Genomic DNA, 26,439 nt, shown 5'->3' with positions numbered 1-26,439 from the left:
CCTGCGCGGCGTTCACGCCGAACGCGGCGCCACCGAGGACGAGCGCGCCGGTCGTGGCGAGGGTGATCGAGGTCTTCAGGCTCTTGCGCATGGTTTCGTTCCTTTGCTGTTTCGGTGCTCCGGCCGGTGGCCCCCGTCGGACGCCCCGGTGCCATTCACCTGGGTGCACGACGAATACCGGCCGAATGTGACCGGAGAGCGTCCTGGGCGTTTGCCCTTGTGCCAGTGATTCGGCACCCCCCGCGGAACGGTTTGGAAGTTTTTCTGGAAGTCCCGACGGCCGCCGTCCGTACCGTGGGGGCATGTCCCCCGCACCCATCGCGACCACCGACCGCATCCGCGCGATCGACGCCTGGTGGCGCGCCGCGAACTACCTCACCGCCGGGCAGATCCACCTGCTCGACAACCCCTTGCTCACGCGGCCGATCGAGCCCGACGACATCAAGCCCCGGCTGCTCGGCCACTGGGGGACCTCGCCCGCGCTGAACCTCGTCTACGCCCACTGCAACGCGCTGATCGCCGAGACGGGCCGTGACCTGCTCTACGTGTGCGGGCCCGGCCACGGCGGCCCGGCCATGAACGCGAACGCCTGGCTCGACGGCACCTGGAGCGAGCTCTACCCCGAGATCACGCCCGACCCCGCCGGTCTGCAGCAGTTCTTCCGCCAGTTCTCGTTCCCGGGCGGCATCCCGTCACACGCCGCCCCCGAGACACCCGGCTCCATCAACGAGGGCGGCGAGCTCGGCTACTCCCTGGCGCACGCCTACGGTGCTGCGCTCGACAACCCTGACCTCGTCGTGGCGTGCGTGGTCGGCGACGGCGAGGCCGAGACCGGTCCGCTCGCCGCGTCCTGGCAGGCCCACACCTTCCTCGACCCGGTCGCCGACGGCGCCGTCCTGCCGATCCTCAACCTCAACGGGTGGAAGATCGCGAACCCGACGGTGCTCGCCCGCATCCCGGAGGAGGACCTCACCGCCACGTTCCGCGGTCACGGCTACGAGCCGATCATCGTCGACTCCGCGCGCGTCGACCACGACCCCTACGCCGTCCACGCCCTGCTCGACGGCGCCCTGCGACGCGCGCTCGCCACGATCGACGACATCCAGGCGGCCGCCCGGGCCCAGGCAGCACGAGCGGCCGCGGGACAGCCCGCCGGTGCGACGGCCCTCCGACCGCGGTGGCCGATGATCATCCTCCGCACGCCGAAGGGGTGGACCGGCCCGAACGAGGGTTCCTTCCACTCGCACCAGATCCCGCTGCCCGACGTGCGCACGAACGACGAGGACCGCGGCCGACTCGAGGAGTGGATGCGCTCCTACCGACCGGAGGAGCTGTTCGACGAGCAGGGCCAGCCCATCGGCATCCTCACCTCGATCCGGCCGGAGGGCGACCACCGGATGAGCGCCTCACCGTTCGCGAACGGTGGTCGGCTCCGCACAGCACTCGACCTCCCCGCGATCGACGACTTCGGGGTCGAGTCGGGCACGCAGGCGTCCGCCACCGGGACCCTCGGGCCGTGGCTCGCCGCGCTCGTCGAACGCAACCCGTCCACGTTCCGCGCCTTCGGTCCGGACGAGACCGTCTCGAACAAGCTCGACGCGCTCTTCGACGTCACCGCACGGGTGTGGCGGGCGGACCGGGCTCCCGGCGACGAGCACCTCGCCGCGCGCGGTCGCGTCATCGAGGTGCTGTCCGAGCACGTCCTCGAGGGTCTGCTCGAGGGCTACGTCCTGACGGGACGGCACGGTCTGCTCAACACGTACGAAGCCTTCGCCCACATCATCGACTCGATGGTGGGGCAGTACGCGAAGTGGCTGGAGTCGTCGGCCGAGCTCGACTGGCGGATGCCGGTGTCGAACCTGTCGATCCTGCTCTCGTCGCACGTGTGGCGCCAGGACCACAACGGGTTCTCCCACCAGGACCCCGGCTTCCTCGACGTCGTCGCGTCGAAGCAGCAGGACCTCGTCCGCATCAAGCTCCCGGCGGACGCGAACACCCTGCTCGCCGTCGCCGCGCACGCGTTCGAGACGACGAACCGCATCGAGGTGATCGTCGCCGGGAAGCACCCCGAGCCGGTGTTCCTGTCGCTGCCCGACGCCATCGCGCACGCTGCGGCCGGCCTCGGCGTGTGGGACTGGGCCGGCACGGAGTCGACCGTCGGACGCGCCGACGTCGTCCTGGTGTGCGCGGGGGACGTCCCGACGGTCGAGACGCTCGCCGCCGCGTCGATCATCCGGGAGCACGCGCCCGGCGTCGGGGTCCGTGTGGTGAACGTCGTCGACCTGCTCTCGATCGGTGATCCGAGGAAGCACGAGCACCCCGTGTCGGACGACCGCTACGACGAGGTCTTCCTCCCCGGCACCCCCGCCGTGTTCGCCTTCCACGGCTACCCGGCGCTCGTGCACCAGCTGACCTACCGGCGCCACGGGCACGACGACCTGCACGTCCACGGGTTCCAGGAGCAGGGCACGACCACGACACCGTTCGACATGCTCATGCGCAACGAGATGGACCGGTTCGCCCTCGCACACGATGCGCTCGAGCGCGTCGACGCGACGGCGCACGCCGAGCTGCTGGACCGGCTGACCGCCGCCCGCGAGGCAGCGCGGACGTACGCGTACTCCCGGGGCGAGGACCACCCCAGCGTCGCCGGGTGGGAGTTCGCGGGCTGGCCGCAGGACCAGTAGTTCCTGCACCGGCCGGGAGGCCCGGACCACCGTCCACAGGACCGGTCACGCCCGTCGCGTGGCCGGTCCTGTCGCGTCAGGATCGGGGCATGGACGTGGGATGGTCGAGCGCGGTGGTGTCGCTCGTGGGTGCGGCCGTCGCGGTGGCGAGCCTCGTCGTGACGGTGGTCGAGGGGCGTCGGGCTCGGCGGAACACGAAGTTCTTGGCCCACCACGACCACTGGTGGCAGCGTTGGTCGTGGATCGCCGAACGGGCTTTCTCCGAGCGCGACCGTGACCACGACGTCGCGGCACTGATGGCGCACGCCGTGCTGACTCGTGCATGGTCGACGACGGATGACGTCTGGATGGAACGAGCGCTGGACGTGCACGAGTACCGCGAGGCACAACGACGACGCAAGGAGACACGGAGTGATCAGTGACATGGACGACGAACGCTTCTTCCAGCTGTGCGCCCGCTTCGAGCGCAGCACCGCCAGGCTGTTGCGTGATCCGCACTACGGTCCCATCATCCGGTCCGACGGTTCGCTCGCGGAACTCGAGGAGATGCGCATCGAACGACGCGAGCGCGAGGAGCGCGCACGCGCTCGGGAGCTCCGAGCCGAGGCCTCACTCGCCGAGGGCTGAGCGGATCCGACCCCGGGCCACCGTGACAAGGTGGTGCGGTGAGCGACTTCGTCATCCCGGCCCCGCCGCAGCCCGCTGTCCCGACCACCTCCGGAGGCCGGTTCCCCGTCCGCCGGGTGTTCTGCGTCGGCAGGAACTACGCCGCCCACGCACGCGAGATGGGCCACGACCCCGACCGTGAGCCCCCGTTCTTCTTCGGCAAGCCGGCCGATGCGATCGTCGTCGACGGCGCCGACACCCCGTACCCGCCGGCGACGTCCCGGCTGGAGCACGAGGTGGAGCTCGTGGTGGCCCTCGGCTCCGGCGGACGTGACGTCCCGGTCGCCGAAGCGCTCGGGCTGGTGTGGGGGTACACCGTCGGGCTCGACCTGACCCGACGCGACCTGCAGGCCGAGGCGAAGCGGGCCGGGCGCCCGTGGGACGCGGCGAAGGGGTTCGACGCGTCGGCACCGCTCGGAGCGCTGGTCCCCGCCGCTGGGGTCGACCCCGACGCGGGCGCGATCGAGTTGCGCGTCAACGGCGTCGTCCGGCAGACCGGCGACCTGGCGGACCAGATCTGGTCGGTCGGTGAGACCATCGCCGCGCTGTCCCGTTCGGTGGCCCTCGCCCCGGGAGACCTGCTCATGACCGGCACACCGGACGGCGTCGGGCCGCTCGTGCGCGGTGACGTGGTCGACGCGCGGATCGAGGGCGTCGGGGCGCTCACCACCCGGATCGTCTGACCCGTCCGCATCGGTCTCCGCCGCGATCGCCGTGTTGCGGCGGTGTGACGACCGACTGGGAGCGCTCGCAGCCCGAGGGCGTACGAATCGAGGCAGCGTCGGGGGTCAGCGGCGCTGACACATCACGGACATCGCGGGCGCGGGGAGCGGACGGGTGTCCGGGCTTCGGAGGTGCCGCCGTGTTGGAACACGACCTGCTCGCCACGTCCTCGACCTGGGCGGGCGACGAGCCGATCGGCGACCGGGTCCGCGCCGTCGGGACCGCCGGGTTCGCCGGTCTGTCGCTCACCGTCGACGACCTGCACGAGGTGCGTGCGACCATCGGTTTCGCGGCACTGCGTCGGCTCCTCGACGGAGCGGGCATCGTCTGGGTGCAGCTCGGCCCGCTGGACCGGTGGTGGGCGGCACCGGACCGGTCGACCGACGACGAGGCCGACGCCGGGGTGGTCTTCGAGGCCACGGCGGCACTGCGGGCCTGGCAGGTCGTCGTCCGCGCGGACACGTCCGTGACCGGTGGGTCGCCCGCGGGCATGGTCGACGACTGGCTCCGGCTCGCCGACCGGACCGAACAGCTCGGCGCACAGCTGGTGCTCGAGGCCGAGCCGTGGTCGAACCTGTCGACCGTGGAGCGCGCGTCGCGGTTCGTGTCCACGGCCGGGCACCCGAACTCCGGACTGCTGGTGGACGCCATGCACGCGCTCCGCGGTGGTTCGACCCTGGCGTCGATCGCAGGGGGCGTCACCCCGGCGACCCTCGCCGCGGTCGAGCTGAGTGACGGGCTCCTGCACACCCCGTCCGGCATGACGCTCCAGGAGGAGTCCCGCTGGGCGCGGCACCTGCCCGGCTCGGGCGCGTGGGACCTCCCCGGCTTCGTCCGGGTCGTCCGTGACCTCGGCTTCGACGAACCGTGGGGTGTCGAGGTCCGCACGCCCGCACACCGAGCGATGCCCACGGCCGACGCACTGCGGATCGCCGCCGCTGCCACACGGGCCGTGCTCGACGCCGCGGACGCGTACGACGCCCCTGCGGCTCCCGCGATGCCGTCCACCCCCGCGCCGACCTCCGCGGTGGACTACGAGCCGGTCAGCGAGCCTCGTCCCGTCCGACCGGCGACGCCGTCGCTCGACCTCCCGGCCCGCCCGACCCGTCGACGCGATGCCGACACAGGGACGCCGGCGTAGCGTCGAGCGCATGACCGATCACGACGACGAACTCCTCCGCCGCTCGCAGGACGCCATCGACGAAGCGAAGGCTGCTGCGGCTGACGTGACCGAGCCGGACGAGGACGACCTCGTCGAGGAGGACCTCCCCGTGGCGGACGACGCCGCGCCGGCGGACGGGCCCGCTCCGGCTCCCTGACACGTCGGGCCCGCTCCGGCTCCCTGACACGTCGGGCCCCGCGCCTAGTCCTCCACCTCGTCACCGAGGAAGTCCGCGTAGGTGACCTCGCCGTCCCCGACCGATGCCCCGGGGTCGGCCGGCGTGGCGGGTTCGACCGCAGCCCGACGCGCACGCTCGCCGGAGATCGCGCTGCGCTCGGCGGCGGTGAACGGCGGGAGGTAGTTGCTGGCGCCCATGGTCGTGCCCCTTCCGTCGAGGCGACGGTAACAGCCCTGGACCGTCGCGCGACCTGCGGCGGGGCGATCGTCCCCCGGAAGCACGCCGATCGGGGGACGGAAGTTCGCCTCGGGCGGAGCGCATGCGGACGCATCGGCTCAGGTCTCCCGCACGACGTCCTCCGGCTGCTTGTCGTCCCGCCACCCGCGCCACGACGGTTGCCGGAGCCGGCCGTCCACGGTCCACTCGGCGAACCGGACCTCGCCCACGCGTGACGGACGTACCCAGTGGGCGTCCCGCGCGTCCGCACGGGGGACGTCCACGAACGGCGAGGTCTCCCGTCCCAGCGGCTCGAGCACGGCGAGCACGGCGTCCAGGTCACGGTCGCTGAACCCGGTGCCGACCTTGCCGACGTACTCCAACCCCTCGGCACCCGGGACGCCGAGCAGCAGCGACCCGATCCCGCCCGCCCGGCGCCCGCTCCCCGGGCGCCACCCGCCGACGACGACCTCCTGGGTCGCGTGGTGCTTCACCTTGAGCCAGGCCTCCGACCGTCGGCCCTCGGCGTACTTCGCGGCGCGCTTCTTCGCGACCACCCCCTCGAGTCCCCGACGGGCGGACTCGGCGAGCGCCGTGGCGAAGTCGCCCGCGACCGCATCGGGGACCTCGATGACGCCGCCCGGGTCGACGACCGTGGCCAACGCCTGGCGCCGCGCCGTGTACCCGTGCCGGGTGAGCTCGTGACCGTCGGCCTCGAGCACGTCGAACAGCAGCAGCCGGACGGGGGTCGCGGCTCTCGCAGCGTCGACCTCTCGCGCCTTCGTGAGCCCCATCCGGTTCTGCAGCAGCTGGAACGAGGGGCGCCCGCGGTCGTCGAGCGCGACGATCTCACCGTCGTAGACGCCGTCGACCCCTGCCCGCTGCGCGAGCTCCTGCAGTTCGGGGTACTGCGCGGTCAGGTCGTTGCCGTTCCGGCTCCGCAGGGTGACCCGGCCGTCGCGCACGGTCGCGAGGGCTCGGACGCCGTCCCACTTCAGTTCGAACGCCCACTCGGCGGGATCAAGCCGTGGTTCGCCCTTCGCCAGGCTGGCCTGCATCGTGCGGCGTTCCTCCGGTCGCTCGGAGGACGGACTGGTCGCCCGGACCGTCGACCGGGAGGGCCGATCCGATCCCGCGGGCGACCCGTCCGCCGCGCGGCCCGGTTCACGATCGGGCTGGTCCTTCGTGCGGTGGATGAGCCAGTTCTTCTCGTCGCCGTCCCGCCCCCGTCCGCGACCCCGGGTGTGCAGCAGCGCGAGGCGTCGTGCACCGCCGGTCCGGCCGTGGAGGGTGACGATGACCTCTTCTCCGTCGCGCCACTTCTCGAGCTCGTACGTGCCGTCGTCCCAGATGGTGACCGTGCCGCCGCCGTACTCGGCCTGCGGGATCGTCCCCTCGAACGAGCCGTACTCGAGCGGGTGGTCCTCGGTCTGCACGGCGAGGTGGTTCTTCCCCGGGCCGGTCGGTTCGCCCTTCGGCAGGGCCCAGCTCACGAGGACGCCGTCGTGCTCGAGCCGGAAGTCGTAGTGGTCCCGGGTGGCGTGGTGCTCCTGGATGACGAAGGTGGGCACGCCGTCCTGTCGGACCGTCGGCGGCCCGGCGGGTACGGGCTCCGGGGTCCTGGCGGCGTCGCGCTTGGCGCGGTAGGCGCTGAGGCGGTCCTCGCTCGCCTGGTTCGCGTCGGCCGTCCGGTCGCTGTCCCAGTGCCCGGCGTCGTCCCTGCCGACCGACAACGAGGCGGACGCGACCGGGTGCAGGAGGTCCCCACGGGCCTCCAGACGGTCGAGGACCTCGTCCAGCGTGAGCTGCGCGAGCCCGCGCTGGGTCAACTCGTCCCAGGTCCGCGGGGCGGCGACCGTCGGGCGGTCGCGCCCGCGCAGCGAGTACGGGGCGATCGTGGTCTTGTTGCCGTTGTTCTGCGACCAGTCCACGAAGACCTTGCCGGCGCGTTCGGCGCGGCTCATGGAGGACAGGATCAGGTCGGGCAGGTCCTGCTCGAGCGCCCGGGCGAGTTCGTGTGCCACCTCGGAGACCTGCGCGGTCGTCGCGCGGCCGTCGAGCGCGGCGTAGAGGTGGATGCCCTTCGAGCCGGACGTCACCGGGTACGGGTCGAGGCCCATCCCCTGCAGGACCTCCCGCGCCGCGACCGCGACCTCGACGCACTCCGGCAGTCCGACGCCGTCACCGGGGTCGAGGTCGAGCACGAGCCGGTCGGGGTTCTGGTGTCCGCCGCGCGGGCCGAAGCGCCACTGCGGCACGTGCAGCTCGAGCGCGGCCTGCTGCGCCATCCAGACGAGCGTCGCGACGTCGTCGACGATCGGGTACTCGGTGTCGTGCTCCTTGTGGGCGATGGTGTGGTGCCGGACCCAGTCGGGTGCGGAGTCGGGGAGGTTCTTCTCGAAGAAGACCTTCCCGTCGACGCCGTTCGCCCAGCGCTTCCTGGTCACCGGGCGGTCCTTGACGTGCGGGATCATCCAGGGCGCGACGCGCTCGTAGTACTCGATCACCCGGCCCTTCGTCGTGCCGGTCTCCGGGTAGAGCACCTTGTCGGTGTTGCTGAGACTGATCGTCCGGCCACCGACGAGGACGGTGCGCCGCTTCGCGACCGGGCTCACAGCGCGACCCCGGTCGCTCCCGCCACCGTCAGGGTGGAGCCGGAGGTGTAGGACGACTCCGGCCCGGCGAGGTACACGTACGCGCTGCCGAGCTCGACGGGTTGTGCGGGGCGTCCGAACGGGGTGCCCTCGCCGTAGTGCGCGATCTCGTCGCCCGGGTAGCTGACGGGCTGCAGTGGTGTCCAGACCGGCCCGGGCACGACGGTGTTCGCCCGGATGCCCCGCGCCGCCAACTGCCGCGCGAGACCGTTCGTGTACGTGATGATCGCCGACTTGGTCGCTGCGTAGTCGATCATCCGCGCCTGGGGCTCGTAGGCGGACACCGAGCTCGTCGTGACGATGGCGCTCCCGGGCGCCAGGTGCGGCACCGCGGCCCGGACCAGCCAGAACAGCGAGTACAGGTTGACCTTGAGCGTCCGGTCGAACGACTCGGTCGTCTGCTCCGTCACGTCCTCGTGCACCTGCTGGGACCCCGCGACGGTGACGAGGGCGTCGAGGCCGCCGAGCGAGCTGACGGCGTCGTGGACGAGTGCGGCGCAGAACCCCTCGTCGGTGAGGTCGCCCGGCAGCAGCACCGCCTTCCGCCCGAGGGCTCCGATGACGTCTCGGACCTCCTCGAGGTCGCTGCGTTCCTCGGGCAAGGCGTTCAGGGCGGCGTCCGCCCCCTCCTTCGCCATCGCGATCGCCGCCGCCCTGCCGATACCGGAGTCGGCTCCGGTGACGAGCACGCGGTAGCCGCGCATCCGTCCCGTGCCCTGGTACCCGGTCTCGCCGTGGTCGGGTGCCGGGTCCATCGCGCTCGCGAGCCCGGCGCCCTGCTGCGTCTGCGCGGGGAAGGGCGGCCGAGCGTACTGCGAGCGTGGGTCCTGCTTGTCGAGCTGGCTCATGCCCTCATCGTGCTCGCCCGCGCCCGGGGACGGTCCAGTGAACGGGGAACGGTGGACAACCCCTCCCTCCGGGCGCTCCTGTGCAGGGACGGGCATCATGTCCCCCATGAGGTCGATCTGGAAGGGCTCCATCGCGTTCGGGCTCGTCAACGTGCCCATCAAGGTCTACGCCGCGACCGAGACCCACGACGTCTCGCTCCACCAGGTGCACGACGAGGACAAGGGCCGCATCCGGTACAAGCGCGTGTGCGAGTTCGGCCACGAGGTCGAGTACGCCGACATCCAGCGCGCGTACGACGACGGCGAGAAGACCGTGGTGCTCACCGCGGACGACTTCAAGCAGCTACCCGAGGAGCAGTCGCACGAGATCGAGGTCCTCGAGTTCGTGCCCGTCGAGCAGGTCGACCCGATGATGTTCGAGAAGTCGTACTACCTCGAGCCCGACTCGCGGTCCCCGAAGGCGTACGTGCTCCTCCGGGAGACGCTCGCGAAGACCGACCGGCTGGCGATCGTGCAGTTCACGCTCCGGCAGAAGACCCGGCTCGGCGTGCTGCGCGTGCACGACGACGTCATCCTGCTCCAGGGGCTGCTCTGGGGCGACGAGGTCCGGGCCGCCGACTTCCCGTCGCTGGACGCCTCGACGAAGGTCAGCGCGAACGAGCTGAAGATGTCGTCGTCGCTCGTCGACAGCATGTCCGCCGACTTCGACCCCGACCGCTACACGGACTCCTACCAGGAGGAGCTGCAGCAGCTCATCGACGCCAAGCTCGCGTCCGGCGACGACGTCGACACGGCGGAGACCTTCGGCGAGCGCGACGAGGACGACGACGAGGGCGGGGACGTCATCGACCTGATGGCCGCCCTGCGGGCGTCCGTCGACAAGAAGCGGACGGGAGGCTCGGGGTCGCGTTCCCGGGGCGGGTCGCGGTCCGCACGGGCGGACTCCACGACCGACGACGCCGCTGACGCGGGACCTGCGGAGGAGACTCCGACAGAGAAGAAGACGCCCGCGAAGAAGGCTCCCGCGAAGAGGACGCCCGCGAAGAAGACGCCCGCGAAGCAGAGCACGACCGAGAAGGCGCCCGCGCAGAAGTCATCGACGCAGAAGACGTCGGCCAAGAAGACGTCGGCGAAGCAGTCATCGGCGCAGGAGACGCCCGCCCGGAAGCCCGCCGCGAAGAAGCGCGCGAGCTAGTCCACGCCGGGTCGCTCGATCGCGTCGACGTCCTCGCCGTCCCAGAGGTCACCGCTCTCGATCGCCGACACCCGATGCGAGCGGAGGTACGGTCCGGCGCCCGCGTCCCCGGTCAGCACCGCGGCCAGGGGTTCCCAGTGGTCCCGGCCGATCAGCACCGGGTGACCGGGCCGGCCTCGGTGCACGGCCCGTCGGAGGGTCGCGCCGTCGACCGACCCCGCGCCGAGCACCCGGGCGACGGCGCTCGGCGGGAGCCCCGGGGTGTCCACGAGCGTGACGAGGGCCGCGGTGACGTCCTCCCGTCCCCGCAGCGACGACAGACCGGCGAGGAGCGACGCGCTCAGCCCACGGTGCCAGTCGGTCGCGATCACGACCGTCGCGGCGGGCAGGTCGGCGAGCAGCTCCCGTGCGGGCGCCGCGGCGGCGCCGAGCACCACCGTGACGTCGGAGCACCCGCCGTCCATCAGCACCTGCGCGGCGCGCACGGTCCAGGGCTCCCCCGCGGCGGTCCGGACGAGGGCCTTCGGTCGGCCCATCCGGCGCCCCTGCCCGGCGGCGAGCACGAGTCCCGCGACCCGGTCCACCGGCACCCCGCCCTCAGACGAACCCGGGCACGGTGGCCCAAGCGGCCGGCGCCTCCGGGACCCCGTCCCGGACGACGGTCCCGGAGATGAGCCCGTAGGGTCGGTCGGCGGCGAAGAACACCTCGTTCGGGTTGTCGAGACCGAACGGGGCGAGGTCGACGAGGAAGTGGTGCTTGTTCGGCATCGAGAACCGGACCTCGGCGAGCTCCGGGAACGCCTCGATCGCCGCCCGGCCCATCGCGAAGAGGGTCTGCTGGAGCGCGAGGGAGTGCAGGTCCGCGAACGCGGCGAGCAGGTGCTCGAGGACGCCGTCGTAGAGCGCGTTGAAGTCGATGCCCGCCTCGACGGCCTCGGGCCGGTAGCGCCAGCGGGCGGTGACGGACGTGGCGAGGATGCGGTCGTCCGTCTCGCTGAGCGTCGTGTAGCCGTCGCGGGGGAACCCGTGGAACTCGCTGCCGGTGGACTTGAGCACGGTGAGGTCCGTCACGCCGGCGAGCACGTGCACGTCCGCGCCGTCGACCTGCACGACGGCGGTGCGGGTGCCGCTGCCCGACCGGACGAACGAGTGGTCGTGGGGCACCCCGTCGACCGGGATCCGGGACCACGCGTGCTGCTCGGCCGACAGGGTCGCCCCCTCGTACCAGTCGTAGGCCGTCGTGAAGTGCCGGCCGAGCCGCAGCAGGAACTCCTCGGGGCTGTGCACCCCGTGCTCCTTCGCGAACGCGTACACGGTGTTCTTCTGCGTGTCCGTGGCGACGACCTTGGCGTTGTCCCCGTCGGTGTACGAGTCGGCGAGCGCGGCACCACGGAGCTGCGTCGAGACGGTCAGGTCCTCGATCTCGTGGCGCTCGGTGTCGCGGGTGACGCGCACCAGGCGGACCTCCGCCTTGCCGTACTGGTTCGCGCCGAGCCGGACGCTGGTCCCGGCGGAGCGGTCCGCCGGGACGGCGGTGCTGGTGGTGTCGGCGCGGCTGGTGGTCTTCGTCATGGGGGTCAGCTCCCTCGGTAGGTGGAGTAGGCGAACGGGTTCACGAGCAGCGGCACGTGGTAGTGCGGTGCCGGATCGGTCGGCACGGTCACGACGACGGCGACGCGCGGGTGGAAGGCGGTCACGCCCGCTGCCCGCCAGTAGTCGCCGGTCGCGAAGGTCAGGGTCCAGTCCCCCGGCGCGAGCACGTCGGGCCCGAGGGTGCCGACCCGGCCGTCCACGTCGGTCGTCGCGGTCGCGACCACCGTGCCGTCCGGGCCGGTCAGCAGCACGGCGACGCCCGCCGCGGGTCGTCCGTTCGTGGTGTCGAGGACGTGGGTCGTCAGGTGGCTCACGAGACGCTCCGCTCGAGTCGCAGCAGGGCGATCGCACGCAGCTCCTCGGCCACCTCGGCGCGCTCGGTGGCGTCGTCGTTGCCGAGTCGCCGCTCGAGCTCGGCGAGGATCTCGGGAGCTGTCCTCCCGGCTGCCCGGACCAGGAACACCCGGTCGAACCGTCGTTCGTACGTGCCGTTGCCGTCCCGGATCGCCGCGGCCGTCGCGGCGTCGGCGTCCGCCGAGGACGACTGCTCGTGGCGGGACGCTGCAGCGGAAGCGTCGTCCCCGACCGGTCGGTCGCCGATCCTCGGGTGGTGCGCGAGGGCGGCCGCCACCTCGTCGTCGGTCCAGGTCGACGCGAGCACCGCGGCGTGCTCGCGGAGCGCGGACACGGAGCCGTACGGCCGTGCGGTGACGACGCCGTCGACCCACCGCGGCACCGCTGCCCAGCTCGTCACGAGCTCGCGTGCCGGTCCGTCGTCGAGCGCGTCGAGTTCGTGGATGTCCATCGGTCCTCCGGTCACGGTGTCACCACCTCGTCGAGTGCGTCGTAGGTCTGCGCGATGGCGGCGACGCGGGCGCGCCCGGCGGCGCCGGACGCCTCGTAGACGTCGTTCGCGATGGCCGCGACGACGGCTGCCGGGGCGGCGAGGCTGTCGAACGCCGACGGTGAGTCGACCGGGCAGACGACGACCGCCCGCGCGGACGAGGCCAGGACCGCGCCGGTCGGGTCCGTGACGACGAGGACGTCCGCGCCGGCGCTGGCACAGCGTTCGACCACCCGGCCGACGACGGCCGCGTGCCGGCGGATCGTGACCACGACGACGACGTCGTCCGGGCCGAGGTCGGCGAGTTCCTCGCCGAGGCTCTGCCCGGCCGCCGGCGCCAACCGGACGTCGGCGCGGACCTGGGCGAGTTGCGCGCGGAGCTGGAGCGCGATCGGGTGGGCGTTGCGCAACCCGATGACGGTGACCCGGCGGGCCGCAACGATCCGCTGGGCGAGGTCCGGTCGGTCGACGCGGGCGAGGGACGCGAACGCGGTGTCGAGGTTCCGGCCCTCGACCGCCCGTTCGTCGGCGTCCGCGGCGCGGGTGGCGGCCCACGGCAGTCCGGTCCCCCGTGCAGCGAGCAGCGTCTCGCGGACCTCGCCGGCGTCGCGGAACCCGAGGGCGCGGACGAGTCGGCTCACGGTCGCTTTCGAGGTGCCCGATTCGGTCGCGGTCTCCGCCGAGGTGCGGAGCAGCAGGACGTCGGGGTCGGCCCGGACGAGGGCGGCGACCCGTCGCTCGGCGGGCGTCAGGTCGTCCCAGAGCTCGGCGATCCGGGCACGCAGGTCGGCGCTCACGGGGCGGTCCCGGTCAGGCTCCGCACCGCGACGGTCATCGCGTCGATCCCGAGCGCGACGTCCTCGGTCGCGACGGACTCGTCCGGGTGGTGGCTGATCCCGCCGGGGTTCCGCAGGAAGAGCATCGCGACGTCGGTGACGAGGCCGAGCGACATCGCGTCGTGGCCCGCCCGTGAGAACAGTTCGAGGGGCTGTTCCTGCCCGGTCGCGACGATGCCGGCACGCACGGCGTCCATCAGCCGCGGCGCGCACAGCACGGCGGGCGCCCGGTGGACCTCGTCGACGGACACGCGCAGGCCGCGACGCGTCGCGATCTCGTCGAACGCCGTCGCGATGGCGTCCCAGACGCGGTCGCGGCCCTCGTCGAACTCCCCGCGGAGGTCGACGGAGAACCGGGCGTGCCCCGGGACGACGTTGACCGCGCCCGGTTCCACGTGCATCGAGCCGACGGTGCCGACGTGCTGTTCGGCGATGCAGAGCCGTTCGACGGCGAGCGCTGCCTCGGCCGCGCCGAGGAGCGCGTCGTGCCGCATCTCGTACGGGGTACCGCCGGCGTGACGGGCCTCGCCGACGACGTCGACGACGAACCGGCGTGCCGACGCGATGCTGGTCACGACGCCCAGCGCCTGGTCGGCACGCTCGAGGTACGGCCCCTGTTCGATGTGCGCCTCGAGGTACCCGACGAGACGGGCCGGGTCGACCGCGGCCTCGTGCACCCGCTCCGGGTCGAGGCCGTGGGCGGTGAAGGCGTCACGGAGCGTCGTGCCGTCCTCGTCGACGAGGTCCCACCACGCGTCGTCCCAGACGCCGGCGACGGCGGACGACCCGAGCAGGGCCTTCCCGAAGCGGGTGCCCTCCTCGTCCGAGAACGCGACGACCTCGATCGCGACGGGCAGGTCGGCCGCGGCCGCTCCGAGCGCCTCGACGACGGCGATGCCGGTGAGCACGCCGACGATGCCGTCGAAGCGACCGGCGTCGACCACCGTGTCGAGGTGCGAGCCGATGAGCAGGACCGGTCGGTCGTCGTCGCCGGCGGTGCGGCCGTGCAGGTTGCCGGCGGCGTCCTCCCACGTGCGGAGGCCGGCCTGCTGCATCCACCCGGCGGCGAGCACGTTCGCCCGGGCGTGCTCGGGGGACAGGTACACGCGACGGATGCCGTCCGGCATCGAGCTGACCGCGGCCAGCTCGTCGCAGCGTGCGGCGACGACGTCGGCCAGCGCCGCGGCCGCCCGGGAGGCGCGGGTCACCGTGCCCCCGCGGGCTCGGCACCCGCCGTGGCCCGGTCACGACCGGCGGCGGCGTAGGCGTCCAGGGCCGCGTCCACCCCGGCGCCCTGCGGCACCGCTGCGCCACCTCGGCGCAGGCACTGCTCGAGCGCCGCGAGGGTGGTCACGACGGCGTCCTTGCGCGCGTTCACGCCCATCGTGCCGATCCGCCAGACGCGCCCGTGCAGCGGTCCGAACGAGGTGCCGATCTCGATCCCGTGGTCCTCGAGCATCGCGGCCCGCACGGCGTCGCCGACGACGGTGTCCGGGATCTCGACCGCGACGACGTTGTGCATCTTGTGCGCGACGTCGCCGAACACCTGCAGACCGAGAGCCCGGACCCCGTCGAGCATCGCGCGGCCGGCGAGCTCGTGCCGGGCGACGACGTCGTCCAGACCCTCCTCGAGCACGACGCGTGCACACTCACGCGCGACGTAGAGCATGGTCGTGGCCTCGGTGTGGTGGTTCAGGCGGCGGGGTCCCCAGTAGTCGAGGACCATGCCGAGGTCGAAGTAGTTCGACCGGATCGGGTCGTCCTGCACGTCGTCGCCGGGCTCGCGGATCCCGGCCTCGATCGAGTGCCGGGACCGGACGACGTCGACGGCGCGGTCGGACAGGCTCGTCGGGGAGCTCCCGGACGGCCCCGCGAGGCACTTCTGCAGGCCGGCGGTGACGGCGTCGACCCCCCAGGCGTCCATCTCGAACGGGTTGCCGGCGAGGCTCGCGGTCGTGTCCGTGTAGAGGAGCACCCCGTGCCGGGCACACACCGCCCCGAGGTCCTCGAGCGGCTGGTTCATCGTCGTCGAGGTGTCGCCCTGCACGATCGCGAGGACCTTCGGTCTCGTCGCGACGATCGCCTGCTCGATGACCGAGACCGGGAACACCCGGCCCCAGTCGGTCTCGATCGTGTGGACCTCGGCCTGGGCACGACCGGCGATCTCGGCGAGCAGGTGCCCGAACCGTCCGAAGACCGGCACGAGGACACGGTCGCCGGGTGCGAGCAGGGACACGAGCGCGGCCTCGATGCCGGCGCGCGAGGTGCCGTCGACGAGCACGGTGGCGTCGTTGCGCGTGCGGAAGACCTGCCGGTACAGCTCCTGGGTCTCGGTCATGGTCGCCGTCATCCAGGGGTCGTACTGCCCGACGAGCGGTGCGGACGCCGCACGGAGCACGCGCGGGTCGGCGTTCACCGGTCCGGGTCCCATGAGGAGGCGTGCGGGCGGGTCGACTGGCTGCATCGGTGTTCCTTCCGTTCCAGGACCGATCGTAGGGAACGGGTGTTTCAGGCAGGTGACGGCGACGTTGCCGAGGTGATCCGCGCCTCCCATCCGCCCGTCAGGCGACCAGGCGGGCCGCCAGGTCGAGGAGGGCGAGGTCCGAGCCGGGCGTGCCGACCAGGCAGATGCCGACGGGTGCCCCGGAGACCCGCAGGCCCGGAGCGGAGACCGCCGGCGCGCCGGCCACCCCGGCGGTCGCCGTCATCCGGAGGGTCGCGGCGCGGGTCCGCTCGACGGCCGCGGCGTCCGCGGTCCGGAGGGGCGCCGGCCCCGGCACCGTCGGGAAGCACAGCGGGCCGTCGTCGAGCACGGGCCGGACCGCGGTCCGCAGCTCGCGCAGGCGCGTCCGGGCGGCCTCCTCCTCGTCGGTGGTGACCGATGCGGCCGCCGCGAAGCGCGCGGCGACGTCGGGCCCGAGCGCACCGGGGTGGGCCGTCACCCACGCACCGTGGACCCGCCACGCCTCGGCGGCCTGCACGACCCGGACGGTCTCGGCGAGTTCCGCGAGCGGCGGGAGTGCGACGGTCCGGACCGGGCGTCCGGTCCGCGCGAGGAACGCCTCGAACACGTCGCGGGTGGCGGGTTCGACCGACCGGAGCAGCTCCTCGACGAGGAGCAGTGCACCGTCGCCGAGGGGTGCCGCGGTGTCGGGTACGGCGGTGTCGGGTGCGGGCAGACTCGCCGCCGCGGCAGCGCGGAGCGTCGTGACGTCCCGCGCGAGCCACCCGACCGTGTCGAAGGTCGCCGCGAGCGGCAGCAGCCCGTCCCGGGCGACCGCGCCGTGCGTGGTCCGCAGGCCCCACAGCCCCTGGTACGACGCGGGGACCCGGACGCTGCCGGCGGTGTCGGTGCCGAGCGCCAGGTCCGCCTGTCCGAGCGCGACCGCTGCGGCGGCTCCGGACGTCGACCCGCCGGGCATGCGGTCCGCAGCGGCGCCGTTGGGCGGGGTGCCGGTGTGCTGGTTGCGCCCGGCGATGCTGTAGGCGAACTCGTCGGTGCGCGCGATCCCCACGACGGACGCCCCCGCGTCGAGCAGCGCCCGGACGGCCGACGCGTGCTCGACCTCGACGTCGGCCTCGCGTTCGTGGACCGGGTTCCCGGCGCCGATCACCTGGCCGCGCACGGCGAACAGGTCCTTCACGGCGACCCGGACACCCGCGAGCGGCGCGTCCGGGTCGGGGTCGCCGGGCACCAGCGGGTCACCGAGCACGCGCCAGGTGCTCCGGTCGAACGCGACCGGCCGTCCGGTGACGTGTGCGGCGGCGATGCGCCAGGGACCGGCGGTGCCGTCGTCGGCCCGCGGGCCGCGCTGCCAGAGCTGCGTCTGCAACCCGCGTCCGCCGCCCTCGAACCACGACTCCGCGACCACGAGCACGCCGTCGTCGCCGACGGGGCGGAGCTCCGTCCGTCCGATGCGGCGCGTGCTGATCCCACCGCGGGCGGACCGGAAGGCACTGATGCGGTCGTGGCCCACGAGCAGCCCGGCGGCGTCACCGCGGATGGTGTCCGGTCCGGGCGCGAAGAGCTCGTCGAGCACCGCGACGTCGTCGGCGAGGAGCGCGTCCTCGTAGCGACGGAACGCCTCGCGGAGCCCCTTCGGCCAGACCTCACCGCCCACGGCGCACCTCCGCGAAGTCGGCCGTCCGGATCGTGGCGTGCGCTCCGCACACCAGGTCGACCACCTGCGAGACGCGGAAGTCGGTGGCCGCGCTGAGGTACGCGTAGGCGATGTGCTCGTCCACGCCCCAGCGCGCCCTGATCAGCGCGATCGCCTGTCGCACGCACTTCCGGACGGCCTCGTCGAGGTCGGCGTCGAGCCCGGTCGGCACGAGGTACTCGGTCGTCTCGCCGAGGGGACCGCTCAGCTCGCCGAACTCCTCCAGCGCACGGGCACGCGGCACGACGTCGATGCGGAAGGTCGCGCGGAGCGAGGCCTCCATCGCGGTGAGCGCCACCTCGCCGTCGCCCTGGGCGAAGTGCGGGTCGCCGACGTACACGCCCGCCCCGGGGACCTGCACGGGCAGGTGGAGGGTCGTGCCGACGCCGAGCAGGGCGATGTCGAGGTTCCCGCCGTGCGGCCCGGGTGGCACCGAGTGCGGCCGGACGGCGTCAGCGACCGTGACGCCGACGATCCCGAGGAAGGGTCGGAGCGGGAACGTGATGTCCCGCGGGCCGTCCTCGACCGACGCCAACCGGCCGTGCAGCGCGCCGGCGCGGTCGACGACGTCGGCGAAGACGCTCACGGGCAGCTCGCCGCGGGGCAGCTCGCCGGGGAGTGCTCCGCGGCCGTGGCGGTTCGAGACCACACCGTAGGGCACGCGTGGCAGGGCTTCGAGCAGGGTCATCGACACGAGGTCGCCGGGCTCGGCGCCCTCGACCCCGATCGGGCGGGTGACCACGTGCGGGCCGTCCGCGGTCCCCCTCTCGGCCCGCGCGGCGATCGCGACGGCGTCGTCGAGGACCGCACCACGCGGGACTCCGTGCCCACCGAAGTACGCCACCGGGTCGCGGCCCTGGTCGTCGAGGACCCCCTCGTGGCTGACGGTGTCGAACGTCACCGTCGACCCCGCCGGCACCGTGGTTGTCGGGGCGTCCTCGCAGGCCGGGAGACGACCCCAGAGCACGGCGTCCGGGTCAGAGGACACGAGGACGTCACCGAGCACCGGACCGCGTCCGGGCTGCAGGACGGTGTCGAGATCGATCTCGAGGGTCTCAGTCACGGCGCAGCAGCCTCCCGTCGGTGCGGAACACGCCGCGGGCGGCCGATGCCACCGGCCGGCCGTGCAACCAGGTGTCGAGGACACGACCGCGGAGCTCGTGACCGTCGTAGGCGGAGACCGGGTTGCGGTGCTCCAGCTCCGCGGCGTGCACGGTCTCCTGGGCATCGGGGTCGAACACGACCAGGTGTGCGGCGGCCCCCGACGCGATCACCCCCCGGTCCGCGTAGCCCACCAGCGCCGCGGGTCCGGTCGTGAAGGCCGGCAGGAGCTGCTCGAGCGGCACACCGCGTCGCGCCGCCTCGGTCCACGTCGCGCGGAACCCGACCTGCAGCCCCGCGATGCCGCCCCACGCCAGTCCGAAGTCGCCGCCGGACCCGCGCTTCAGTTCGGCCGTCGAGGGTGAGTGGTCCGTGACGACCATGTCGATGGTGCCGTCGAGGAGCCCCTCCCACAGCGCGTCCTGGTTGTCGGCGTCGCGGATCGGCGGGCAGCACTTGTACTCGGTCGCACCGTCCGGCACGTGCTCGGCGTCGAACGTCAGGTAGTGCGGGCACGTCTCGACCGTGATCGGCAGCCCCTCCGCCTTCGCCGCACGGAGCATCGGCAGCGCGCCGGCGTCCGACAGGTGCAGCACGTGCGCGCGGGCACCCGTCGCCCGGACCCCGTCGACGAGCCGGGCGATCGCGTGCTCCTCGGCCGCCGGCGGACGGGAGGCGAGGAACGCCTCGTAGCCGGTCCCGAGCGCACCCCCGTCCCCGAGGTCGTCCGGGTCCTCGGCGTGCACGATGAGCAGGGCGTCGAGGGCGGCGACCTCGGCGAGCGCCGTCCGCAGCTGGGCCGCGTCGAGGTGCCCGAACTCGTCGACGCCGGACGGTGCGAGGAAGCACTTGAAGCCGTGCACCCCCGCGTCCCACAGCGGACCGAGCGCGCCGGCGTTCTCGGGGACCGCTCCGCCCCAGAACCCGACGTCGACGGCGACACGGCCCTCGGCGCTGGCCCGCTTGACGGCGAGGGCCTCGGGCGTCGTGGTCGGCGGGATCGAGTTCAGCGGCATGTCGACGATCGTGGTGACACCGCCGAGCGCCGCAGCGCGGGTGGCCGAGGCGAACCCCTCCCACTCGGTGCGCCCCGGTTCGTTCACGTGGACGTGCGTGTCGACGAGCCCGGGGAGCAGCACGGCACCGCGCGGGACCTCCACGACGGTGTCGACGTCGATCGTCGCGTCGACCGGCAGCACGGCCTCGATCCGCTCGCCGCGGACGACGACGGTCGCCGGTCGCAGTGCGCCCTCGGTCCACACGCGCTCGCCGCGCACCGCCGTGGAGGCGCGGTTCGGCTCCGGAGGACCGGCTGGGGATGCGCTCATGCCGCGAGCATCGCACAGTCGTGTTTCCGGACCGGCCGCGGTCGTTCCCCGCCCGTAACGCGGTGGAAACACCCGGCTCGTACAGTCGGGCCCCACCGCAAACGATCCGACGACGAGGGAGGCCGCCGTGCACGACACCACCACGGAACGGTCCCTGACGGCGTGGAACCGGGGCATGATCGCGCACGGCCGACGGTCGGCGCACGCGCCCGCCCCCACCCGTCGCCGCCAGATCGGATCCTCGCATGGACCTCGTCACCGTCCGCTCCGTCCGCACCCCCGCACGTCGTGACCAGATCGCGCTCGCACCCGGCGAGCGCCCGCTCGGCGGAGGCACCTGGCTCTTCTCCGAGGAGCAGCCCGGGCTCACGGGCCTCGTCGACCTGACCACGCTCGGCTGGCCCGACCTCGAACACGGGACGAGCTCGCTGACCATCGGCGCCACGTGCACGATCGCCGCGCTGACCCGGGCGGAACCGCGCCCCGACTGGCGCGCCTGGCCGCTCGTGGAGCAGTGCGCGAACGCACTGCTCGCCTCGTTCAAGGTGTGGAACGCCGCGACGGTGGGCGGCAACGTCGGGGTCGCGCTGCCGGCCGGGGCGATGACGGCGCTCCTCGTGACGCTCGACGCCGTCGCGCTCGTCTGGACGCCCGACGGCGGTGAGCGTGTCGTCCCGGTCGACCGGCTCGTGACCGGGGTGCGGACGCTCGACCTGGCCGACGGCGAGGTCATCCGGTCCTTCGCCGTGCCGTACACCGCGCTCCGCGGTCGCACCGGCTTCCGGCGGACCGCGCTCAGTCCGCACGGCCGGTCCGGTGCGCTCGTGACGTCGCGGCTCGACGAGCACGGCTTCGTGCTGGTCGTCACCGCCGCGACCCCCCGGCCGCTCGTGCTGCGGTGGGACCGGGTGCCCGACGACGCCGAGGTCGTCGCGGCGATGGAGGCGCACGGCGACTGGTACGACGACCCGCACGGCTCCCCCGCCTGGCGACGGGCGGTGAGCACCCGGTTCGCCCGCGAGCTCCGGGCAGCAGCGGCGACGCAGCGCGCGGGTTCGACGGAGGCGACGGCATGAGGTTCGAGGTCGACGGCACGCCGGTCGAGGCGGAGCCCCAGCCGGGTCAGGTCCTCCGGACGCTGCTGCGCGAGCAGGGAGTCACGTCCGTGAAGAAGGGCTGCGACTCCGGGGACTGCGGCGCCTGCTCCGTCCTGGTCGACGGCACGCCGGTGCACTCCTGCATCACCCCGGCGCACCGACTCGAGGGCCGGTCCGTGACGACGGCCGCCGGGCTCGGCACCCCGGAGCAGCCGCACCCGGTCCAACGCGCCTTCGCCGAGGCCGCGGCCTTCCAGTGCGGGTTCTGCACCGCGGGGATGGTGGTGACCGCGTCGACGTTCACCGCTGAGGACCTCGCCGACCACCACCGTCGCCTCAAGGGGAACCTCTGTCGGTGCACGGGGTACCGGGCGATCGAGGACGCGCTCGCCGGGGTCGTCAACACCACCTGCGGGCCGGCGGGCGACGCCGTGGGGGCGTCCGTCCGGGCACCCGCCGCGATGCGGATCGTGACCGGTCGCGAGGAGTACACCCTCGACGTCCCGCCCTCGCCGGACGTCCGCGCGACCGAGGCCCTGCTCCACCTGGCCGTCCTCGGCAGCCCGCACGCGCACGCCCGGATCGTCCGCATCGACTCCCGGGCAGCCGAGGCGTTGCCCGGGGTGCACGCCGTGCTCACCTGGCGCGACGACCCGGGCGTCCTGTTCTCGACCGGCCGCCACGAGTCGCGGCTCGACGACCCCGACGACACCCTGGTGCTCGACCGCGTGCTGCGCTTCCGCGGGCAGCGGGTGGCGGCGGTCGTCGCCGAGAGCGTCCGCGTCGCCGAGCAGGCCTGCGCACTCCTCGAGGTCGAGTACGAGGTCCTGCCGAGCGTCCACGACCCCGACGCCGCACGGCGACCGGGTGCGCCGCTGCTGCACGGCGAGAAGACGACGGCCGAGCACCGCATCGCCGAGCCCGGGCGGAACGTCGTCGCGGCCCTGCACGGCGAGACCGGTGACGTCGACGCGGCCCTCGCCACCGCGGCGGCCACGGTCGAGGGGGTGTGGTCGACCGGCCGTGTCTCGCACGCGGCGCTCGAGACCCACGCGACCCGCGGGCGGATCGACGCGGACGGCCGGCTCGTGCTGCGCACCGCGACCCAGGTGCCGTTCCTCGTCCGCGACGAGGTGGCTCGGGTCTTCGGGCTCGACCCGGAACGGGTCCGCGTCGTGGCGAAGCGGGTCGGCGGGGGCTTCGGCGGGAAGCAGGAGCTGCTCACCGAGGACCTCGTCACCCTCGCGGTGCTCCGGACCGGACGGACCGTGCAGTACGAGTTCAGCCGGCGTGACGAGTTCACCATCGCCCCCGCGCGGCACCCCATGCGCGTGCGTGTCCGGCTCGGCGCGACCGCCGAGGGGGTGCTGACGGCGTTGCACGTCGACCAGACGATGGACACCGGCGCGTACGGCAACCACGGCATCGGTGTCATGTACCACTCCGTCAGCGAGTCCGTCGCGGTGTACCGGTGCCCGAACAAGCGGGTCGACGCCGAGTCCGTCTACACCAACAACCTGCCGTCCGGGGCGTTCCGCGGGTACGGCCTCGGCCAGGTGGTCTTCGCCGTCGAGTCGGCGATGGACGAACTGGCCCGCGAACTCGGGATCGACCCGTTCGCGCTGCGCCGACGCAACGTCATCGTGCCCGGCGACGCGCTGGTGGTGACGGACCCCGACGAGGAGACCGACCTGCAGTTCGACGGCAGCTCCGGCCTCGACCAGTGCATCGACCTGGTCGAGGACGCCCTCGCCACCGGACCCGACACCGCCGAGCACGACCGCGCGCTGCCGTGCATGGACGGCCCCGTGCTCGACGACTCGGCTGACTGGGTGTCCGGCAGCGGGATGGCCGTCGCGGCGATCGCCACCGTCCCCCCGCGAGGGCACCACGCGCACGCGACGGTGGAACTCACCGGGGAGGGGCGTTACCGGGTCGGCGTCGGGACGGCGGAGTTCGGCAACGGCACGACCACCGTGCACACCCAGCTCGTCGCCACCGCCCTCGGCACCACCCCGGACCGGATCACGGTCCACCAGTCCGACACCGACGCCGCCCGGTACGACACCGGTGCGTTCGGCTCCGCCGGTGTGGTGGTCGCCGGCAAGGCCCTGCACGCGGCGGCCACCGCCCTCCGCGAGCTGATCGTCGAGCGGGCGACGACGGTCGTGGCGGACCGGACGCCCCGGACCGCCACCGGCGTCCTCGGCCCGGCGGTCCACGTCGGGCCCGACGGCGTCCGCGTCGGCGACGTCCACGTCCCGACGGCCGAGCTGCTCGCGGCGGGTCCCCTCGTCGCCCACGGACAGCACGACGGCACACCGCGGTCCCTCGCGTTCACGGTGCACGGGGTCCGGGTCGCCGTGCACCGCCCGACCGGCGAGGTCCGGGTGCTGCAGAGCGTGCAGGCCGTCGACGCCGGGACCGTGATGAACCCCGAACAGCTCCGCGGCCAGGTCGAGGGCGGCGCCGCGCAGGCGATCGGCTCGTCGCTCTACGAGGAGGTGGTGCTCGACGACACCGGGCGCGTGACGACCGACAGCTTCCGCAACTACCGCGTCCCGAAGATCTCCGACGTGCCGCGCACCGAGGTCCTGTTCGCCGAGACCCACGACCCGCTCGGCCCGCTCGGCGCGAAGTCCATGAGCGAGGCGCCCTACAACCCCGTCGCACCCGCCGTGGCGAACGCCGTCCGCGACGCGATCGGTGTCCGTCCGTACCGCCTCCCGATGACCCGGGACCGGGTCTGGGCACTCGTCGAGACCGGGAGGTCCTGATGTTCGAACTCGCCGACCGCCTCCTCGCCGTCCTCGACACCGGCGGGTCCGTCGTCGTCGCGACCGCGGTGGACGTCCAGGGCAGCGCCCCGAGCGGCACCGGGACGTCGATGGCCGTGCTGCCCGGCGGGCACGTCGTCGGGACGATCTCCGGCGGATGCGTCGAGGGCGTCCTCCACACGGTGGCCGAGACCGTCGCCGAGACCGGCGAGGCCGTGCTCGAGCGGTTCGGGTTCGACGCCGCGCCGGACGACCCGGACGCCGTGTGGGCACCGGCACTGCGCTGCGGCGGCCGCGTCGAGGTGCTCGTGCACCGGGTCACACCGGACGACACCGCCGTCGTCGAGGCCCTCCGGCACGCGTCCGTCGGGTCGCCGACGACGCTCGCGCTCTCGCTCGCGCCCGGGTCCCTCGGACAGGTCGTCACCACCCCCGACGGGTGCCGCGGCCGGGTGTTCACCGAGTACGCCGGCGGCCGTGCCCGCTGCCTCGTCGTCGGCGCCGTCGAGTTCGCGGTCGCCGTCACCAACGCGGCGTCCGTGCTCGGCTACGCCGTCACCGTCCACGACCCCCGACCGGTGTTCCTCACCCCCGAGCGGTTCCCGGCCGCGCACGGGCTCGTCCTCGGCTGGCCGACACGGACGCTCGCCGACACCGCGATCGACGCCTCGACCGTCGTCATCGTGCTCTCCCACGACGACCGGTTCGACGCGGAGGTCATCGACCTCGCGCTGCGCCGCGGCGCCGGCTACGTCGGCGCGATGGGATCGCGCGCGACGCACGCGCGTCGGATCGTCGAGCTCGAGGCGCTCGGGACGCCGGACCTGCACCGGTTGCGGTCGCCGATCGGCCTGGACATCGGGGCACGCACCCCGGCGGAGGTCGCCGTGTCGATCATGGCGGAGGTGATCGCCACGCGGACGGGCGCCGACGGCCGCCCCCTGGCCCAGGGCGCGGGTCCCGTCCACCGGAGGCCGCTCGCGGTCGGGTGACGTGCCTCCCGGCCGGCCACGCGTGGACCGCGCGCCGACACGCGGTCGACCCGTCAGGCGGGAGGGCCATCCGCGCGCGCCGACGCGGCCGGCGTCCGGCCGAGACGCTCCCGGAGCCGCGCTGCCAGCTCGCGCTCGTCCGCGTCGACCAGACGGCCGTCACGGACGACCACACGCCCGCCGACGACCACGTGCCGCGGTCGTCGCCCCGGCGATGCCCACAGGAGGCCCGCGACCGGGTCGTCGACCCCGGCGTCGGCCACCCCCGACACGTCCCAGACGCACAGGTCGCCGGCGGTCCCGGCGCCGAGGTGGCCGAGTTCCGGACGCCCGAGTCCGGTCGCCGAGCCCTCCGTCGCCATGCCGAGGACCCGTCGCGCCGTGAGCTGCGATCCGACGAGGGCCGAGACCTGCATCGCGAGCCGGGCGTCCGCCAGCAGGTGCCCGGCGTCGTTGCTCCCGCCGCCGCTCGTCCCGAGCCCGACCGGGACGCCGGCCTCTGCCAGCCGTGCGACGGGCGCGATCCCCCACCCCATCGGCACGTCACACCCGGGCGCGTGCGTCGCGGTGACGCCGGCCGCCGCGAGCCGTGCGATCTCGTCGTCCGTCACGTCGCAGAGGTGCGCGAGCGTGACGTCGGGCGCGAGCCAGCCCCACTCCTCGAGCAGGTCGACCGGTCGGCGCCCGTAGCGCTCCAGGGCGATCGCGGTGTCCACCTGCTCGTTGGCCTGGGTCCGCCGCCGGAGGCCGTGCCGTCTGGCGACGTCGCCGAGCACGCGGAACGTCGCCTCGGGGTCGGAGTGCACACCGGCCGGACCGACCGCGACCTGCAGGCGACCGTCCGGATCGACGCCCCCGACCGCTCCGGGAGCGAGCAGCCCCCGGACGATCGCCTCGGCGGACTCGCCCGCCCGGTTCGGGTCGTCCCGCGCCGCACCCCGCACGAAGACGATCCGTCCACCCAGGGCGCGCACCGCGTCGGCGGTCGCCGCCGCCAGGGCGACGGTGTCCTCGGCGGTGCCGTCCGCGGGCCAGTTCAGGTGGTGGTCGGCGATCGTCGTGACGCCGGACAGGAGGCCCTCAGCGGCGCCCACGGACGCGGCCAGCGCGTAGAGCTCGGGATCGTGACCGACCCGCGTGTACGCGGCGGCCATCGCCGGCAGCCAGTCCGCCATCGGGACGCCACGCGTCCCGGGGAGGGTCCGGAACGCGGTCTGCAGCAGGTGGTGGTGTGCGTTCACCAAGCCGGCGGTGACGACACAGCCCTCGGCGTCGAGGACGGTCTCCGTCCCGGAGCCGTCGTCGAGCACGACGTCGCCGTCCCGCTCGGTCCGCGGATCGACGAGGACACGGACGGCGCCGGAGACGGTGAGCATGTCGGC

24 protein-coding genes are annotated in these 26,439 nt (G+C 73.7%); 10 read left to right on the top strand and 14 right to left on the bottom strand.

Annotated elements, in window-relative coordinates:
* The first annotated feature begins 302 nt into the window (after window positions 1-302).
* From Csp2054_RS10665 to Csp2054_RS18110, 6 genes are all read left to right on the top strand, one after another.
* Window positions 303-2,687: a phosphoketolase gene (locus tag Csp2054_RS10665; RefSeq protein ID WP_096899290.1), complete on the top strand. Its 2,385-nt coding sequence runs from the start codon at window positions 303-305 to the stop codon at window positions 2,685-2,687.
* Between the two features lie 89 nt (window positions 2,688-2,776).
* Window positions 2,777-3,109: a hypothetical protein gene (locus tag Csp2054_RS10660; protein WP_096899289.1), complete on the top strand. Its 333-nt coding sequence runs from the start codon at window positions 2,777-2,779 to the stop codon at window positions 3,107-3,109.
* Between the two features lies 1 nt (window position 3,110).
* A complete protein-coding gene (locus tag Csp2054_RS10655; protein WP_096899288.1) occupies window positions 3,111-3,314 on the top strand; it encodes a hypothetical protein in 204 nt (67 codons plus the stop codon).
* Between the two features lie 38 nt (window positions 3,315-3,352).
* On the top strand, window positions 3,353-4,036 hold the full coding sequence (locus Csp2054_RS10650) for a fumarylacetoacetate hydrolase family protein (RefSeq protein ID WP_096899287.1): 684 nt from the start codon (window positions 3,353-3,355) through the stop codon (window positions 4,034-4,036).
* A 179-nt stretch (window positions 4,037-4,215) separates the two neighbouring features.
* Complete coding sequence (locus tag Csp2054_RS10645; protein ID WP_176491658.1) at window positions 4,216-5,217, top strand: sugar phosphate isomerase/epimerase family protein; 1,002 nt, start codon at window positions 4,216-4,218, stop codon at window positions 5,215-5,217.
* Window positions 5,218-5,227: 10 nt separating this feature from the next.
* The gene (locus tag Csp2054_RS18110) at window positions 5,228-5,395 is read left to right on the top strand and encodes a hypothetical protein (RefSeq protein ID WP_176491657.1); all 168 of its coding nucleotides are present in this window, start codon (window positions 5,228-5,230) and stop codon (window positions 5,393-5,395) included.
* A 44-nt stretch (window positions 5,396-5,439) separates the two neighbouring features.
* On the opposite strand, the gene Csp2054_RS18105 is transcribed toward Csp2054_RS18110, so the two are convergent.
* From Csp2054_RS18105 to Csp2054_RS10635, 3 genes are all read right to left on the bottom strand, one after another.
* A complete protein-coding gene (locus Csp2054_RS18105; RefSeq protein ID WP_176491656.1) occupies window positions 5,440-5,613 on the bottom strand; it encodes a hypothetical protein in 174 nt (57 codons plus the stop codon).
* Window positions 5,614-5,751: 138 nt separating this feature from the next.
* A complete protein-coding gene (locus Csp2054_RS10640; RefSeq protein WP_096899285.1) occupies window positions 5,752-8,247 on the bottom strand; it encodes an ATP-dependent DNA ligase in 2,496 nt (831 codons plus the stop codon).
* A complete protein-coding gene (locus Csp2054_RS10635) occupies window positions 8,244-9,134 on the bottom strand; it encodes an SDR family oxidoreductase (RefSeq protein ID WP_096899284.1) in 891 nt (296 codons plus the stop codon). The genes Csp2054_RS10640 and Csp2054_RS10635 overlap by 4 nt, the downstream gene beginning before the upstream one ends.
* A gap of 106 nt (window positions 9,135-9,240) precedes the next feature.
* Between Csp2054_RS10635 and Csp2054_RS10630 the strand changes: the two genes are divergently transcribed.
* Complete coding sequence (locus Csp2054_RS10630; protein ID WP_096899283.1) at window positions 9,241-10,329, top strand: Ku protein; 1,089 nt, start codon at window positions 9,241-9,243, stop codon at window positions 10,327-10,329.
* On the opposite strand, the gene Csp2054_RS10625 is transcribed toward Csp2054_RS10630, so the two are convergent.
* The 10 genes from Csp2054_RS10625 to allB form a co-directional block, all read right to left on the bottom strand.
* A complete protein-coding gene (locus Csp2054_RS10625; protein WP_255252700.1) occupies window positions 10,326-10,913 on the bottom strand; it encodes an NTP transferase domain-containing protein in 588 nt (195 codons plus the stop codon). The two genes, Csp2054_RS10630 and Csp2054_RS10625, sit on opposite strands and share 4 nt — an antisense overlap.
* Window positions 10,914-10,926: 13 nt before the next feature.
* A complete protein-coding gene (gene pucL / locus Csp2054_RS10620; RefSeq protein ID WP_096899282.1) occupies window positions 10,927-11,901 on the bottom strand; it encodes a factor-independent urate hydroxylase in 975 nt (324 codons plus the stop codon).
* A gap of 5 nt (window positions 11,902-11,906) precedes the next feature.
* Window positions 11,907-12,236, bottom strand: a complete 330-nt coding sequence (gene uraH / locus Csp2054_RS10615) for a hydroxyisourate hydrolase (protein WP_096899281.1) — start codon at window positions 12,234-12,236, stop codon at window positions 11,907-11,909.
* Entirely contained in the window at window positions 12,233-12,727 is a 495-nt protein-coding gene (gene uraD, locus Csp2054_RS10610; RefSeq protein ID WP_096899280.1) for a 2-oxo-4-hydroxy-4-carboxy-5-ureidoimidazoline decarboxylase, read from the bottom strand. The genes uraH and uraD overlap by 4 nt, the downstream gene beginning before the upstream one ends.
* An 11-nt stretch (window positions 12,728-12,738) precedes the next feature.
* Complete coding sequence (locus Csp2054_RS10605) at window positions 12,739-13,563, bottom strand: MurR/RpiR family transcriptional regulator (protein ID WP_096899279.1); 825 nt, start codon at window positions 13,561-13,563, stop codon at window positions 12,739-12,741.
* Window positions 13,560-14,810: an allantoate amidohydrolase gene (locus Csp2054_RS10600; RefSeq protein ID WP_096899278.1), complete on the bottom strand. Its 1,251-nt coding sequence runs from the start codon at window positions 14,808-14,810 to the stop codon at window positions 13,560-13,562. Before Csp2054_RS10600 ends, Csp2054_RS10605 begins: the two co-directional genes overlap by 4 nt.
* Window positions 14,807-16,066: a pyridoxal-phosphate-dependent aminotransferase family protein gene (locus Csp2054_RS10595; RefSeq protein WP_096899277.1), complete on the bottom strand. Its 1,260-nt coding sequence runs from the start codon at window positions 16,064-16,066 to the stop codon at window positions 14,807-14,809. Before Csp2054_RS10595 ends, Csp2054_RS10600 begins: the two co-directional genes overlap by 4 nt.
* Window positions 16,067-16,163: 97 nt before the next feature.
* Window positions 16,164-17,723, bottom strand: a complete 1,560-nt coding sequence (locus Csp2054_RS10590) for an AtzH-like domain-containing protein (RefSeq protein ID WP_096899276.1) — start codon at window positions 17,721-17,723, stop codon at window positions 16,164-16,166.
* Window positions 17,713-18,825 (bottom strand): acetamidase/formamidase family protein, encoded by a 1,113-nt coding sequence (locus Csp2054_RS10585; protein WP_096899275.1) that lies wholly within the window; start codon window positions 18,823-18,825, stop codon window positions 17,713-17,715. Before Csp2054_RS10585 ends, Csp2054_RS10590 begins: the two co-directional genes overlap by 11 nt.
* The gene (gene allB / locus Csp2054_RS10580; RefSeq protein WP_096899274.1) at window positions 18,818-20,191 is read right to left on the bottom strand and encodes an allantoinase AllB; all 1,374 of its coding nucleotides are present in this window, start codon (window positions 20,189-20,191) and stop codon (window positions 18,818-18,820) included. Before allB ends, Csp2054_RS10585 begins: the two co-directional genes overlap by 8 nt.
* Before the next feature lie 245 nt (window positions 20,192-20,436).
* Here allB and Csp2054_RS10575 point away from each other — a divergent pair, with 245 nt between their 5' ends.
* From Csp2054_RS10575 to Csp2054_RS10565, 3 genes are read left to right on the top strand one after another with little or no spacing between them, the layout of a single operon-like run.
* Complete coding sequence (locus Csp2054_RS10575; RefSeq protein ID WP_096899273.1) at window positions 20,437-21,267, top strand: FAD binding domain-containing protein; 831 nt, start codon at window positions 20,437-20,439, stop codon at window positions 21,265-21,267.
* Entirely contained in the window at window positions 21,264-24,065 is a 2,802-nt protein-coding gene (locus tag Csp2054_RS10570) for a molybdopterin-dependent oxidoreductase (RefSeq protein ID WP_096899272.1), read from the top strand. Before Csp2054_RS10575 ends, Csp2054_RS10570 begins: the two co-directional genes overlap by 4 nt.
* Window positions 24,065-25,057, top strand: coding sequence for an XdhC family protein (locus Csp2054_RS10565; protein ID WP_096899271.1), 993 nt, complete (start codon window positions 24,065-24,067; stop codon window positions 25,055-25,057). The genes Csp2054_RS10570 and Csp2054_RS10565 overlap by 1 nt, the downstream gene beginning before the upstream one ends.
* Before the next feature lie 53 nt (window positions 25,058-25,110).
* Here Csp2054_RS10565 and Csp2054_RS10560 read toward each other — a convergent pair whose 3' ends face one another.
* Window positions 25,111-26,433 (bottom strand): amidohydrolase family protein, encoded by a 1,323-nt coding sequence (locus Csp2054_RS10560; RefSeq protein ID WP_096899270.1) that lies wholly within the window; start codon window positions 26,431-26,433, stop codon window positions 25,111-25,113.
* Between the last annotated feature and the right edge of the window lie 6 nt (window positions 26,434-26,439).

The sequence above is a fragment of the Curtobacterium sp. 'Ferrero' genome, from assembly GCF_002412165.1.
GTDB lineage: Bacteria > Actinomycetota > Actinomycetes > Actinomycetales > Microbacteriaceae > Curtobacterium.
Note: the sequence above shows the minus strand (reverse complement) of the source record. Positions and strands in the feature narration are given on the sequence as shown.

Bases quoted from the DNA above. Each gene is read 5' to 3' on its own strand.
- Csp2054_RS10630 (WP_096899283.1), top strand. From the start codon at position 9,241: ATGAGGTCGATCTGGAAGGGCTCCATCGCGTTCGGGCTCGTCAACGTG.
- Csp2054_RS10560 (WP_096899270.1), bottom strand. From the start codon at position 26,433: ATGCTCACCGTCTCCGGCGCCGTCCGTGTCCTCGTCGATCCGCGGACC.
- pucL (WP_096899282.1), bottom strand. From the start codon at position 11,901: ATGACGAAGACCACCAGCCGCGCCGACACCACCAGCACCGCCGTCCCG.
- uraD (WP_096899280.1), bottom strand. From the start codon at position 12,727: ATGGACATCCACGAACTCGACGCGCTCGACGACGGACCGGCACGCGAG.
- Csp2054_RS10595 (WP_096899277.1), bottom strand. From the start codon at position 16,066: ATGCAGCCAGTCGACCCGCCCGCACGCCTCCTCATGGGACCCGGACCG.
- Csp2054_RS18105 (WP_176491656.1), bottom strand. From the start codon at position 5,613: ATGGGCGCCAGCAACTACCTCCCGCCGTTCACCGCCGCCGAGCGCAGC.
- Csp2054_RS10660 (WP_096899289.1), top strand. From the start codon at position 2,777: ATGGACGTGGGATGGTCGAGCGCGGTGGTGTCGCTCGTGGGTGCGGCC.
- Csp2054_RS10570 (WP_096899272.1), top strand. From the start codon at position 21,264: ATGAGGTTCGAGGTCGACGGCACGCCGGTCGAGGCGGAGCCCCAGCCG.
- Csp2054_RS10655 (WP_096899288.1), top strand. From the start codon at position 3,111: ATGGACGACGAACGCTTCTTCCAGCTGTGCGCCCGCTTCGAGCGCAGC.
- Csp2054_RS10635 (WP_096899284.1), bottom strand. From the start codon at position 9,134: ATGAGCCAGCTCGACAAGCAGGACCCACGCTCGCAGTACGCTCGGCCG.
- Csp2054_RS18110 (WP_176491657.1), top strand. From the start codon at position 5,228: ATGACCGATCACGACGACGAACTCCTCCGCCGCTCGCAGGACGCCATC.
- Csp2054_RS10565 (WP_096899271.1), top strand. From the start codon at position 24,065: ATGTTCGAACTCGCCGACCGCCTCCTCGCCGTCCTCGACACCGGCGGG.
- allB (WP_096899274.1), bottom strand. From the start codon at position 20,191: ATGAGCGCATCCCCAGCCGGTCCTCCGGAGCCGAACCGCGCCTCCACG.
- Csp2054_RS10575 (WP_096899273.1), top strand. From the start codon at position 20,437: ATGGACCTCGTCACCGTCCGCTCCGTCCGCACCCCCGCACGTCGTGAC.
- Csp2054_RS10665 (WP_096899290.1), top strand. From the start codon at position 303: ATGTCCCCCGCACCCATCGCGACCACCGACCGCATCCGCGCGATCGAC.